General features: G+C 65.2%; 11 protein-coding genes. 5 read left to right on the top strand and 6 right to left on the bottom strand.

All coding sequences use genetic code 11. The features are described from left to right. Positions 1 to 154: 154 nt before the first annotated feature. The 3 genes from AWB67_RS05950 to AWB67_RS05940 are packed head-to-tail and all read left to right on the top strand — an operon-like array spanning position 155 to position 3,249. Positions 155 to 985, top strand: a complete 831-nt coding sequence (locus AWB67_RS05950) for a DeoR/GlpR family DNA-binding transcription regulator (protein ID WP_087655296.1) — start codon at positions 155 to 157, stop codon at positions 983 to 985. Positions 986 to 997: 12 nt separating this feature from the next. After that, a complete protein-coding gene (locus tag AWB67_RS05945) occupies positions 998 to 1,966 on the top strand; it encodes a tagatose kinase (RefSeq protein ID WP_087655295.1) in 969 nt (322 codons plus the stop codon). Beyond that, positions 1,963 to 3,249, top strand: coding sequence for a D-tagatose-bisphosphate aldolase, class II, non-catalytic subunit (locus AWB67_RS05940; RefSeq protein ID WP_087655294.1), 1,287 nt, complete (start codon positions 1,963 to 1,965; stop codon positions 3,247 to 3,249). Before AWB67_RS05945 ends, AWB67_RS05940 begins: the two co-directional genes overlap by 4 nt. A gap of 6 nt (positions 3,250 to 3,255) precedes the next feature. Here AWB67_RS05940 and dut read toward each other — a convergent pair whose 3' ends face one another. The 6 genes from dut to AWB67_RS05910 all read right to left on the bottom strand — a co-directional run bounded on the left by dut (position 3,256) and on the right by AWB67_RS05910 (position 10,486). Beyond that, positions 3,256 to 3,702, bottom strand: a complete 447-nt coding sequence (gene dut / locus AWB67_RS05935; protein ID WP_087655293.1) for a dUTP diphosphatase — start codon at positions 3,700 to 3,702, stop codon at positions 3,256 to 3,258. 4 nt (positions 3,703 to 3,706) lie between these two features. Next, positions 3,707 to 4,714, bottom strand: coding sequence for an LLM class flavin-dependent oxidoreductase (locus AWB67_RS05930; RefSeq protein ID WP_087655292.1), 1,008 nt, complete (start codon positions 4,712 to 4,714; stop codon positions 3,707 to 3,709). Between the two features lie 10 nt (positions 4,715 to 4,724). Next, positions 4,725 to 5,948: a bifunctional phosphopantothenoylcysteine decarboxylase/phosphopantothenate--cysteine ligase CoaBC gene (gene coaBC / locus AWB67_RS05925; protein WP_087655324.1), complete on the bottom strand. Its 1,224-nt coding sequence runs from the start codon at positions 5,946 to 5,948 to the stop codon at positions 4,725 to 4,727. 62 nt (positions 5,949 to 6,010) lie between these two features. Next, entirely contained in the window at positions 6,011 to 6,511 is a 501-nt protein-coding gene (gene lspA / locus AWB67_RS05920) for a signal peptidase II (RefSeq protein WP_087655291.1), read from the bottom strand. Then, positions 6,511 to 9,360: an isoleucine--tRNA ligase gene (gene ileS, locus AWB67_RS05915; protein WP_087655290.1), complete on the bottom strand. Its 2,850-nt coding sequence runs from the start codon at positions 9,358 to 9,360 to the stop codon at positions 6,511 to 6,513. The genes lspA and ileS overlap by 1 nt, the downstream gene beginning before the upstream one ends. Before the next feature lie 112 nt (positions 9,361 to 9,472). Continuing rightward, the gene (locus AWB67_RS05910) at positions 9,473 to 10,486 is read right to left on the bottom strand and encodes a bifunctional riboflavin kinase/FAD synthetase (protein ID WP_087655289.1); all 1,014 of its coding nucleotides are present in this window, start codon (positions 10,484 to 10,486) and stop codon (positions 9,473 to 9,475) included. Between the two features lie 150 nt (positions 10,487 to 10,636). Here AWB67_RS05910 and purN point away from each other — a divergent pair, with 150 nt between their 5' ends. Together purN and AWB67_RS05900 are read left to right on the top strand one after the other, a co-directional pair. Beyond that, on the top strand, positions 10,637 to 11,287 hold the full coding sequence (purN, locus tag AWB67_RS05905; RefSeq protein ID WP_087655288.1) for a phosphoribosylglycinamide formyltransferase: 651 nt from the start codon (positions 10,637 to 10,639) through the stop codon (positions 11,285 to 11,287). After that, positions 11,284 to 12,600: an RsmB/NOP family class I SAM-dependent RNA methyltransferase gene (locus AWB67_RS05900; RefSeq protein ID WP_087655287.1), complete on the top strand. Its 1,317-nt coding sequence runs from the start codon at positions 11,284 to 11,286 to the stop codon at positions 12,598 to 12,600. Before purN ends, AWB67_RS05900 begins: the two co-directional genes overlap by 4 nt. The last annotated feature ends 11 nt before the right edge of the window (positions 12,601 to 12,611 follow it).

The raw sequence follows: 12,611 nt of genomic DNA, 5'->3' as shown, positions 1-12,611 counted from the left end.
AAGCGGCACGGTTTCCCCGTGCCGCTTTTTTTTCGCCTGTGCGTTTCATGCTGTGGGTAAACGCCAGCGCCCAAATCGCAAAAATCGCTTTACGTGACTTTCGATTCGAAACTATAATCTTTCGTAACGAAAGAAAGAACGTCGCGTCATCCCAATGCTTGCCCACAAGAATTCGCTGCATCGCCGGCTACAAATCGTCGAGCTCGTCAGGAAGCGCGGCGAGGTGTCCGTCGATGAACTGAGCCAGGCGTTCGACGTGTCGAGCGTCACGATCCGCTCCGACCTCAGCTATCTCGAAGCGCAGCGCTATCTCGTGCGCTCGTTCGGCAAGGCGCGTTATCTCGCGCAGCAACCTGCTGCTTCGGCCGGCAGCGCGCGCGGCGCCGCTACCGCGCTGGACGGCGAGCGCAAATCCATCGACATGGCGATCGCGCGCGCGGCCGCGGATTTCATCGACGATCATGCGTCGCTTTTCATCGGCGCGGGCGTCGTGACGCACAAGGTGCTGCCGCTGCTCGCCGACCGCTCGAATCTAGCGCTAACGCTCCACGATCTCGCGATGGTCGCGACCGCGCAGCGCTTCGTGAACTGCGAGCTGCGGCTGACGGGCGGCGCGCTCGAAGGCGATTCGACGATCCTCACCGGCCCCGACGCCGAGCGTTCAGTCGCGGCGCGCCCGCTCGACATCGCGTTGATCGAAGCGAGCGGCATCGACCGAGAAGGCAATCTCGTCTGCGCCGACGCGCGGCTCGCACCCGTATTCCGCGCGGCGCTGAAGGCGTCGAAACGTTGTGTCGCGTTGTCGTACCGGCCGGAGATCGGGGAGGGCGAAGTCGTCTGCCGTCTGTCGGAACTCGACGGAATCGTCATCGACGACGCGATCGATCCGGCCCTCGTCGAAGCATTTCAGCACGCCGGATTGCACATGCATCGGCGGGAAGAGGGTGTCGTCGAATTCCGTCCGCATTCTGAATCCCGTTCCTAACCCAAGCGAACCATGTCCAAACTCGAACGCAAACCCGGCTCCATCGTCGCGATGGGCGAAATCCTCGTCGAAATCATGGCGACCGAGCGCGGCCAGAGCTTCCGCCGCCCCGGCACGCTGATCGGCCCGTACGCGAGCGGCGCGCCCGCGATCTTCATCGATCAGGTCGCGAAACTCGGCAGCCACTGCGCGCTCATCGGCTGCGTCGGCGACGACGACTTCGGCGCGCTCAACATCGAGCGTCTGCGCGGCGATGGCGTCGATGTCTCCGGCATAGCCGTGCTGAAGGACGCGACGACCGGCAGCGCGTTCGTCACCTACCGAGAGGACGGCGATCGCGACTTCATCTACAACATTACGAACAGCGCGTCGGCGCAGTTGTCGAGCGCGAACCTGCGCGCCGACCTGCTCGTCGGCTGCGGCAATTTCCACGTGATGGGCTCGTCGCTGTTCTCGTTCCGGATCATCGAGGCGATGAAGAAGGCGATCGAAACGGTGAAGGCGAACGGCGGCACGGTCAGCTTCGACCCGAACATCCGCAAGGAGATGCTGCGGATTCCGGAGATGCGCGACGCGCTCGATTTCATCCTCGACTACACCGACGTGTTCCTGCCGAGCGGCCACGAAGTCACGCTGCTCGCAAGCGCGACGACGGAGCGCGGCGCCATCGACGAACTGTTGCGACGCGGCGTAAAGGAAGTGGTCGTGAAGCGCGGCGCGCAAGGCTGCAGTTTCTACGACGCCGACGGCGAGCAACACCACGCGGCGTTCGAAGTCGAAGAAATCGATCCGACCGGCGCGGGTGATTGCTTCGGCGCGACCTACGTCGCGTGCCGCGCGCAAGGCATGGACGCAGGCGCCGCGCTGCGCTACGCGTGCGCGAGCGGTGCGCTGGCAGTCGGCGCGAAGGGCCCGATGGAAGGCACGGCGACATTCGCCCAACTCGACGCGTTCCTGCGCGCAAACGGAGTGGCACCATGAGCGATATTGTCGCGCGTTTGAGCAACGGGCATCCGGCGGCCGAGCGTCTTGCCGGCGTCTATTCGATCTGTTCGGCGCATCCGTGGGTACTCGCGGCCGCGATGCGGCAGGCGCTGGCGGATCAGACGCCGCTTTTGATCGAATCGACATCGAATCAGGTCGATCAGTACGGTGGCTACACCGGCATGAAACCGGCGGATTTCGTAGCGTTCGTGCGGGAGATCGCGGAGCGCGTCGGGTTTGCGCGGGAGCATCTGATTCTCGGTGGCGATCATCTCGGGCCGAACGCGTGGCGGCATCTGCCAACAGCCGAGGCAATGCAGCGCGCCGATGCGTTGATCGATGCGTACGCCTCGGCGGGCTTCACCAAGATCCACCTCGACACAAGCATGCCCTGCGCGGACGATCCCGAGCGATTGTCGGATGCAATCGTCGCGTCGCGCGCGGCGCGATTGTGCGCGGTCGCAGAGGCGGCGGTGAAGCGCGAGGGTTTGAGCGTTGCGCCCGTCTACGTGATTGGCACCGAAGTGCCGGTGCCGGGCGGCGCGGCGGAGGAACTGGAAGCCGTCGAACCGACTTCGCGCGAAGCGGCTTTGGAAACGGCGCGGGTGCACCGCGAAGCGTGGCGCGCGTCCGGTCTCGATGACGCCTGGCCGCGCGTGATCGCGCTCGTGGTGCAGCCGGGCGTCGAGTTCGATCATACGAAGGTGATCGACTATCGGCCGGAGCGGGCTACGAACTTGAAAAGCGCGCTCGATGATCTGCCGGGCATGGTGTACGAAGCGCATTCGACCGATTACCAGACGCCCGAAGCACTGAGCGCGCTAGTCCGCGATGGCTTTCGCATCCTGAAAGTCGGCCCGGGCGTGACGTTCGCGTTGCGCGAGGCGCTTTTCGCACTCGCCGACATCGAATCGCAACTGATCGACGAATCGCGGCGCTCGAATCTGCGCGCGGTGGTCGAGCGCGTGATGCTCGCGAAGCCCGGTTATTGGGAGAAGTATTACCACGGCGACTCGCAGCAGCAGCGCGTGTTGCGCACCTACAGCTACAGCGATCGCGTGCGCTATTACTGGACCGATGACGCAATCGCCGCGGCGGCAGAGAGGCTGCTCGACAATCTGTCGGCGGTGCGGATTCCGGAGAATCTGTTGAGCCAGTATTTGCCGGATCAGTATTGGGCGGTCAGAAACGGCGCACTCGCCGCCGATGATCCGCACGCGATCGCGCAAGATCGCGTGCGGCAGGTGATACGGATGTACGCGGCGGCGTGCCGCGTCTGATGAGTCTTAGTGCTTGCCGGTGCTGCCGAACCCGCCCTCGCCACGCTCACTCGCGTCGAAATCATCGACTATATTGAGCTGCGCCTGCACCACCGGCACGATGACCATCTGCGCAAGACGCTCCATCGGATTGAGCGTGAACGCGACATCGCCGCGATTCCACGTCGAGATCATCAACTGGCCCTGATAATCCGAATCGATCAGCCCGACGAGGTTGCCCAGCACCACGCCGTGCTTATGCCCCAATCCCGAGCGCGGCAGGATCAGCGCGGCGTAGCCCGGATCGCCCAGATGGATCGCGAGGCCGGTCGGCACGAGCTTTGTCTCGCCGGGCGCGATGACGAGCGGCTCGTCGATGCACGCGCGCAGGTCAAGGCCCGCGCTGCCGGTCGTGGCGTAGGCGGGCATGAAGTCGCGCATGCGCGCATCGAGGATCTTGACGTCGAGTTTCATGAGTTCAGTCGGAGCGGCCGAGCTCGAAGGCGTCGGCCAGAAGTTGATAGGAGCGCAGGCGCGCACGATAGCTGCCCGCGACGGTCAGCACGATCAGTTCGTCGGCGTCGAAACGCTCTTGCAGCGCGTGGAGTTCAGCGGTCACGCGTTCCGGCGTTCCGATGATGCTGCGGTTCTTCTCGCGCGCGATCACGTTCAGTTCGCGCTCGCCGTAGTGCTGCGCGGCGCCCTGTTCGATCGACGGAATCGGCATGTTCAGGCCGTAGGCCATCTGCACGCGGCGCAAATCGACGGCTTTTTCCAGCGCGGCGGATTCGTCGTCGGTATCGGCGCAGATGACGAACACGGCGGCGGCGAGATACGGCTTTGCTTCGTTGCCCGCCGTGAACCGCTCGCGATACGCCTCGGCCACGCGATGCCCGTACTGCGCGTTGATGAAATGCGCGAACGCGAAGCGGATGCCAAGCTGCGCCGCGAGCAATCCGCCGAAGTCGCTGGAACCGAGCATCCACAGTTCGGGCCGGGTTGCGATCTGCGGCTGCAGCAGCACGCCGTTCGCGATGTGATCGTCGGGCAGCGCGCCGTTGAACAGGCCGACGAGATCGGCGACCTGCTGCGGGAAGATGTCGCCACGGTTGTAATCGCCCGCCGCGACTGCTTGCGCCGTGCGCATATCGCCTCCGGGCGCGCGTCCGACGCCCAGATCGACGCGGTTCGGAAACAGTGCTTCGAGCATCAAAAACTGCTCGGCGACCTTGAACGGACTGTAGTAGGGCAGCATGACGCCGCCCGACCCAATGCGGATGCGCTTCGTCAAACTGCCGATGCGCGCCAGCATGACTTCAGGACAAGGATTCGACACGCCGCGCAAGCCGTGATGCTCGGCGCACCAGTAGCGCGTGTAGCCGAGATCGTCGGCGAGGTGGGCGAGTTCGAGTGTGGCCGCGATGGCGTCGGCGGTGGTGTGGCCGTGGATGACCGGCGTCTGGTCGAGGACGGAGAGCTTCGTCATGGCGCCGTCTCTATGACAGCAAGGAATCGCCGCCGACGCGCGGCGCGCGCTTCGCGATCTCGCCGATCAGCGTGCGCGCGAGCAGCTTCTTGTCGGCGCGGGGAAGACGCGTCTTGCCCGACGCCTCGAACAGCACGACTTCGTTGTCGTCGCGGCCAAACGTCAGCGGGCCCAGGTTGCCGATCAGAAGCGGCACGTTCTTGCGCACGCGCTTGTCTTCGCCGTGCACGTCGAGATCGCCGCTTTCCGCCGCGAAGCCGACGCAGTACGGCGGATTCGGCAACTTCGCAACGGAGGCGAGGATGTCCGGATTCTCGACGAAGTTGAACGCCGGCAGCGGCTGGCCGGCCGTCTTCTTGATCTTGTGTTCGCTCACGTGATCCACGCGCCAGTCGGCGACGGCGGCCACCGCGATGAAGATATCGGTGTCGGGCGTCGCGTGCATGACGGCGTCGTACATCTGCCGCGCGGTCTGCACGTCCTCGCGATACACGCCCCACGGCGTTTCCAGCGCGACCGGCCCGGCGATCAGGTGCACGTCGGCGCCGGCCTGGGCGGCCGCGCGCGCGAGCGAAAAGCCCATCTTCCCCGACGACCGGTTCGTGATCCCGCGCACCGGATCGAGCGGCTCGAACGTCGGGCCGGCGGTAATCAGCACACGGCGTCCGCGCAGGATCTTCGGCTGGAAGAACGCGCAGATCGCCTCGAACGTCGCCGACGGCTCCAGCATCCGCCCGTCGCCGACTTCGCCGCACGCCTGCGCACCGGAATCCGGGCCGAGCACCTCGACGCCGTCGCCGCGCAGTTGCGCGACGTTGCGCTGCGTCGCCGGGTTCTGCCACATCTGGCGGTTCATCGCGGGCACGACGAGCAGCGGACAATCGCGCGCGATGCACAGCGTCGAGAGCAGGTCGTCGCACATGCCGTGCGCGAGTTTGGCGAGGAAATCGGTGGAAGCAGGCGCGATCACGATCGCATCCGCCTCACGCGAGAGATCGATGTGCGGCATGTTGTTCGCGATGCGCGCGTCCCACTGCGACGTGTAGACGGGGCGCCCGGAAAGCGCCTGCATCGTGACGGGCGTGATGAACTGCGTGGCCGCGTCGGTCATCACGATCTGGACGGTCGCGCCCGCCTTGGTGAGCAGGCGCGTCAGCTCGGCGATCTTGTAGCAGGCGATGCCGCCCGTCAGGCCGAGTACGAGGTGTTTTCCTGTGAGTTCTGCCGTGTCCAACATGCCTCCGCTTGTTCGTTTCCCGCGAGCGCGCGTGCCTTATTTGCGCCTTGGCAACCGCGTTATTTCGATCCGCGCACGCGCCGCAACTCGTCGAACACGAGCAGCGCGGCGCCGACGAAGATCGCGCTGTCGGCGAGATTGAACGCCGGCCAGTGCCACGTATTGACGTGAAAATCGAGGAAGTCGATCACGTGACCGTACGCGAGCCGGTCGATCACGTTGCCGATCGCGCCGCCCATGATGAACGAGAGCGCCGTGCAGAACATGCGCTGCGCGGCGTGCTTCTTGAGCAAATAAATGATCACGATTGCCGCAGCGACGCCGAGCGCTGTAAACGCCCAGCGCTGCCAGCCGCCGGCAGCCGCGAGGAAGCTGAACGCAGCGCCACGGTTATAGACGAGCAGCAGGTTGAAGAACGGCGTGAGCGCGTGCGGCTCGCCGTAAGCGAACACGCGCGCGACGGCGATCTTCGTCAACTGATCGAAGAGAATGACGATCGCTGCGATGCCGAGCCACGGCGCGAGAGAACCACTGCTTTGTTTCACCATCGTTCTTGCCATTATGCTGCGCTCCGCGTTTCGCCGGAGCCGAAGAGGTTGGAGAAGCAGCGCCCGCACAGGCCCGGATACTCGGCGTTCGCGCCGACGTCCGCGACGTAGTGCCAGCAGCGCTCGCACTTCAGATATTTCGATGCCGCGACTTCGACGCCTTCGTCCGCTTCGCTCTCGACCTTCACAAGCGCCGCCGCCGATGTGATCAGCACGAACTTCAGGTCCGCGCCGAGGCTCGCGAGCGCGTCGTAGCGCGCGCCGCTCGCGCGTACTTCGACTTCGGCCTGCAGCGACGAACCGATAGCGTTCGCCGTGCGCGCTTCTTCCAGCGCCTTCGTGACGTCGCCGCGCGCGGAGCGCACGAGCGTCCACTTGTCGAGCAACTCGCCCGCGTTGGGCACCTGCGGGTACGCGTGATAGACCTCGGTGAAAATCGTGTCCTGACCGGGCTTCAGCACCTTGTACGCCTCTTCCGCCGTGAACGACAGATACGGCGCGACCAGCCGCAGCAGGCCGTGCGCGATGTGATACAGCGCGGTCTGCGCGGCGCGGCGTTCGCGCGAATCGGGCTTTGTCGTGTAGAGACGGTCCTTCAGCACGTCGAGATAGAAGCCGCCCAGGTCCTCCGAGCAGAACGTGGCGAGCTTCGAGACGACCGGGTGGAACTCGTATTTCTCATAGTGCGCGAGGACGTCGTCCTGCAGATTCTGCGCGAGCGCGATCGCGTAGCGGTCGAGTTCGAGCCAGTCTTCGACCGGCAGCGCGTCCTTCTCGAAATCGAAGTCCGACAGGTTCGCGAGCAGGAAGCGCAGCGTGTTGCGGATGCGCCGGTACGTCTCCGTCACGCGCTTCAGGATTTCCTCGGAGATCGCGAGCTCGCCGGAATAATCGGTCGACGCGATCCACAAGCGGATGATTTCCGCGCCCAGCCGGTTCGACACCTCGTGCGGATCGACGCCGTTGCCCAGCGACTTCGACATCTTGCGGCCTTCGCCATCGACGGTGAAGCCGTGCGTCAGGAGCGCATTGTAGGGCGGGCGGCCGTCGAGCATCGACGCGGTCAGGAGCGACGAATGGAACCAGCCGCGATGCTGATCCGAGCCTTCGAGGTAGAGATCAGCCGGGAATTGCAGCGAATCCTTGTGCGAGCCCCGCAGCACGTGCCAGTGCGTCGTGCCGGAGTCGAACCAGACATCGAGCGTGTCGCGGTTCTTCTCGTACATGTTGGCGTCTCCGCCGATCAACTCGCTCGGATCGAGCGTCTGCCATGCCTCGATACCACTCACTTCGACGCGCTTCGCCACTTCCTCCAGCAATTCCAGCGTGCGCGGATGCAGGTCGCCCGTTTCCTTGTGCACGAAGAACGCCATCGGCACGCCCCACTGGCGCTGGCGCGAAAGCGTCCAGTCGGGACGGTTCGCGATCATGCTGTACAGGCGCTGCTTGCCCCAGGACGGATAGAACGCCGTCGCCTCGATGCCTTCCAGCGCGGTTTCGCGGAGGGTCTTCGCGGAATCGTTCGGCTTCACGTCCATGCCGGCGAACCACTGCGACGTCGCGCGGTAGATGATCGGCGTCTTGTGGCGCCAGCAGTGCATGTAGCTGTGCGTGTATTTTTCCGACTTCAGCAGCGACTTCGCGCCTTCGAGCGCCTCGACGATCTGCGGATTCGCCTTCCAGATCGACAGCCCGCCGAAGAGCGGCAGCGATTCGACGTAGCGGCCGTCGCCCATCACGGGGTTGATGATGTCGGAGTCGGCCATGCCGTGCTCCTTGCACGACACGAAGTCCTCGACGCCGTACGCCGGCGACGAATGCACGATGCCCGTGCCGGTTTCGGTCGTCACGTATTCGCCGAGGTAGACGGGCGCCGTGCGCTTGTAGCCCGGATGCGCCGACGCGAGCGGATGGTGAAAGCGCAGGTTCGCGAGCTTGTCACCCTTGGCGGTCGCGAGGGTCGTGCCGGTGAGGCCGTAGTTGTTCAGACACTCCTCGACGCGTTCTTCGGCGAGGATCAGCAGGCCGCGCGGCGTATCGACGAGGCTGTAGACGATCTCCGGATTGACGTTCAACGCCTGGTTCGCGGGGATGGTCCACGGCGTCGTCGTCCAGATGACGATACCGCCCTCCGCCTTCGGCAGCGCGGCGAGGCCGAACGCCTGCGCGGTCTTTTCCGGCTCGGCGAAGGCGAACATCACGTCGATGGTCGGATCGGTCTTGTCCTTGTATTCGACTTCGGCTTCAGCCAATGCCGAGCCGCAGTCGAAACACCAGTTCACCGGCTTCAGGCCACGGAACACGTAACCCTTCTCCAGAATCTTCCCGAGCGCACGGATTTCGCCGGCTTCGTTCGTGAAGTTCATCGTCTTGTACGGGTTGTCCCAGTCGCCGAGCACGCCGAGGCGCCGGAAGCCGGCCTTCTGCTTCTCGATCTGCTCGGTGGCATAGGCGCGCGCCTTCTGCATCACTTCGGCGGCCGGCAGCGACTTGCCGAACTGCTTTTCGATCTGGATCTCGATCGGCATGCCGTGGCAGTCCCAGCCTGGCACGTAGACGGCGTCGAAGCCCGCGAGGTTGCGCGCTTTGACGATCATGTCCTTCAGGATCTTGTTGACCGCGTGGCCCAAGTGGATGTCGCCGTTCGCGTAGGGCGGGCCGTCGTGCAGGATGAACTTCTCGCGGCCCTGACTCGCGGCGCGGATCTTCTCGTAGATCTTCTTGTCCTGCCATTCCTTGACCCAGGCCGGCTCGCGCTTGGGCAGGTCGCCGCGCATCGGGAACGGCGTGTCGAGCAGGTTGACCGGGTATTTCGACTGCGGCTTGGCGTCAGGCTTTGAAGAGGCTTTCTTGTCGCTCATGGATGACTCAGTGTGAATGCTGTGGGGCGGCGCCTCACGTTCTGTCGGCGAGGCGCGCCGTGGATCGGCAGACGAGGCAGCGGGCGGCGCGCAAGAACGAAGCGCCGCGCGCTCACCTAATTCGATCGGTCGCCGAGGTGGCGAAGCCGCTGGCGCTGTTGTGAGTGCGGCCGCTTTCGGAATCGATCCGCACGCCGCCCGCCGCGAAGTATTCGCGCGCCTGGGCGACGTCGCGCGCGATGGCGGCCGTCAGCGTTTCGAGGTCGATGTACTTTTCCTCGTCGCGCAGTTTCTTCAGGAATTCGACGCGCACGAGCTTGCCGTAAGCGTCGCCGTGCCAGTCGAGCACGAAGACTTCGAGCAGCACGCGGCCCGAATCGTCGACGGTCGGGCGCAACCCCAGGCTCGCGACCGCAGGCAGCGGTTCCGGCCCGAGCCCGTGCACGCGCACGACGAAGATGCCCGCGAGCGCCGGCCGCTTGTGGGCGATCGGCAGGTTGAGCGTGGGGAAGCCGAGATCGCGGCCGAGCTTCGCGCCATGCACGACGTGCCCGCTGATCACGTACGGCCGCCCCAGCGCGACGCGGGCGGCATCGAGATCGCCCGCGACCAGCGACGAGCGCACCGACGACGACGAAATACGCGCGCCGTTCGGATGCGCGACGGTCGCCATCTGCTCGACTTCGAAGCCGTATTTCTCGCCCGCGGCCTTCAGCGACCCGAAATCGCCCGCGCGCTTGGCGCCGTAGCGGAAATCGTCGCCGATCATGACCCAGCGCGCATGCAGCCCGTTCACGATGATGTTCTCGACGAACGTATCCGGCGACTGTCCCGCGAACGTGTGATTGAAGTGCTCGACCACCACGCGATCGACACCGTTCGTGCGCAGCGCTTCCAGCTTGTCGCGCAACATGGCGATGCGCGGCGGGGCGCCGGCCGGATTGAAGAATTCGCGGGGATGCGGCTCGAAGGTCATCACGCAGACCGGCAGGCCGCGCGCGTCGGCGGCGGCCCGCACGTGCGCGAGCAGCGCCTGGTGGCCGCGGTGGACACCGTCGAAGTTGCCGATGGTCAGTGCGCAGGGCGCCCGGCTCTCGGCATTGGGTAAGCCGCGAAAGACTCTCACGATAGCGGATGGTCGGTGGTGGGGTGCTGCTTAGGACACGAGCTTCGGCTGATCCAGCAAAGCGTTCGATTATAAACGCTCACACGGATGCACGGCGCCTGCCCGCCGTTTTGGCACGGTTTTCGCACCGTCGAATGATAAAATCCGCGGATGAAAAAAATCGTCATTCTGATTTCCGGACGCGGCTCCAACATGGAGGCCGTCGTGCGCGCGTGCAAGCGCGAAGGCTGGCCGGCCGAGGTCCGCGCCGTCGTATCGAACCGGCCGGATGCCGCCGGGCTCGGCTTTGCCGCGGCGAACGGCATCGCGACCGCTGTGATCGATCATCGTGATTTCGCCGAGCGCGCCGCGTTCGATGCCGCGCTCGCTGCCACCATCGACGCCCACGCGCCCGATCTCGTCGTGCTCGCGGGCTTCATGCGCGTTCTGACCGATGATTTCGTTCACCATTACGCCGGGCGCATGCTGAACGTGCATCCGTCGCTTTTGCCCTGCTTTCCGGGCCTGAAGACGCATCAGCAGGCGCTCGACGCCGGCGTGCGCGTCCACGGCGCGAGTGTGCATTTCGTCACGCCGACGCTCGACCACGGCCCGATCGTGGCGCAAGGCGCGGTACCGGTGATCGCCGGCGACGACGCCGCCGCGCTTGCCACGCGCGTTCTGGCCGTCGAACACATCATTTACCCACGCGCGGTGCGCTGGTTCGTCGAAGGGCGTCTTGCCATCGACGGCGAGCGCGTCGTGCTCACGCCATCGGAGCCGCAATGGCTCTTTGCCGACATTGCCGCGGAGGGCGTATGAGGCTGCACGGATTTCTGATTGGACAAACTGAAACATTACTCGCCGATGTGCTGCGCTTTTCCGGCCCCGCCGACGCCGCCACCAGCCGCTTTTTCCGCGCGCATCCGAAGCTCGGACACAACGAACGAGGCGTGATCGCGGAGGCGGTATTCGCGGTTCTGCGCCGGAAGATGGAGTTTTCGCATCTCGCCGAGAGCGGCAGTGGCAACCAGGCGCGGCGTCTCGCGCTGCTCGGGCTGATGCAGACGGCGGGATTGTCGGCGGTGAAGCCGTTCGTTTCCGCCGACGAATACCAGTGGCTCTCGCAGGTCTCGAAGATCGATCCGGCGAGCCTGCCGGTGCGCGTCCGCACGAACCTGCCGCAGTGGATCTACGACGCGATGGCCAAGCGCTTCGACGCCGAGGAACTCGCGAAGCTCGCCGCCGCGCTGAACTATCCGGCGCCACTCGATTTGCGCGCGAATCCGATCAAGGCGACGCGCGACGCGGTCATCAAGGCGCTAGCCGAGGCCGGCATCGAAGCGGGCGAAATGCCGTTCGCGCCTTACGGCGTGCGGGTCGACGGGAAACCGGCGCTTGCGAAGCTGCCGGCGTTCCAGGAAGGCTGGATCGAAGTGCAGGACGAAGGCAGCCAGCTTTTGTGCTCGCTGATGGCGCCCAAGCGCGGCGAGATGATCGTCGATTTTTGCGCGGGCGCGGGCGGCAAGACGCTGGCGCTCGGCGCCATGATGCGCTCCACAGGCCGTCTCTACGCGTTCGACGTCTCCGACCGGCGTCTCGCGAAACTCAAGCCGCGTCTGGCTCGCAGCGGTTTATCGAACGTGAATCCGGTGTTGATCGACAGCGAGCACGACGCCAAGATCAAGCGGCTCGCGGGCAAGATCGACCGCGTGCTCGTCGATGCGCCGTGCTCCGGCCTCGGCACGCTGCGCCGCAATCCGGACCTGAAGTGGCGCCAGTCGCCGGATTCGGTGGCGGAACTGACGCCGAAGCAGCTTGCGATCCTCACGAGCGCGGCGCGGCTGGTGAAGGTCGGCGGGCGACTCGTGTACGCGACCTGCTCGATGCTGGAAGCGGAAAACGAGGGCGTCGTGACGCAATTCCTCGCGACGCATCCGAATTTCAAGCTCGTCCCGGCGCGCGAGGTGCTGGCCGAACAGCGCATCGACCTCGATACCGGCGATTATTTGACGCTCTGGCCCCACAAGCATGGTACCGACGGCTTCTTCGCCGCAGTGCTCGAACGCGTGCCTGGGGCCACGAAGGCGTCGGCTGAGCCCGAGGCGCCTGAAGAAGACACGTCGCTGGAGTGAACGGGGGAACT

This window comes from Caballeronia terrestris, assembly GCF_001544515.1.
Classification (GTDB): Bacteria; Pseudomonadota; Gammaproteobacteria; order Burkholderiales; family Burkholderiaceae; genus Caballeronia; species Caballeronia terrestris.
This window is presented reverse-complemented; position numbering and strand designations above follow the sequence as displayed.

What these genes read in the sequence shown, in the direction of transcription:
- lspA (WP_087655291.1), bottom strand. Translation starts at nt 6,511, where the DNA reads ATGGCAAGAACGATGGTGAAACAAAGCAGTGGTTCTCTCGCGCCGTGG.
- AWB67_RS05950 (WP_087655296.1), top strand. Translation starts at nt 155, where the DNA reads ATGCTTGCCCACAAGAATTCGCTGCATCGCCGGCTACAAATCGTCGAG.
- AWB67_RS05930 (WP_087655292.1), bottom strand. Translation starts at nt 4,714, where the DNA reads ATGACGAAGCTCTCCGTCCTCGACCAGACGCCGGTCATCCACGGCCAC.
- dut (WP_087655293.1), bottom strand. Translation starts at nt 3,702, where the DNA reads ATGAAACTCGACGTCAAGATCCTCGATGCGCGCATGCGCGACTTCATG.
- AWB67_RS05940 (WP_087655294.1), top strand. Translation starts at nt 1,963, where the DNA reads ATGAGCGATATTGTCGCGCGTTTGAGCAACGGGCATCCGGCGGCCGAG.
- ileS (WP_087655290.1), bottom strand. Translation starts at nt 9,360, where the DNA reads ATGAGCGACAAGAAAGCCTCTTCAAAGCCTGACGCCAAGCCGCAGTCG.
- purN (WP_087655288.1), top strand. Translation starts at nt 10,637, where the DNA reads ATGAAAAAAATCGTCATTCTGATTTCCGGACGCGGCTCCAACATGGAG.
- AWB67_RS05900 (WP_087655287.1), top strand. Translation starts at nt 11,284, where the DNA reads ATGAGGCTGCACGGATTTCTGATTGGACAAACTGAAACATTACTCGCC.
- AWB67_RS05945 (WP_087655295.1), top strand. Translation starts at nt 998, where the DNA reads ATGTCCAAACTCGAACGCAAACCCGGCTCCATCGTCGCGATGGGCGAA.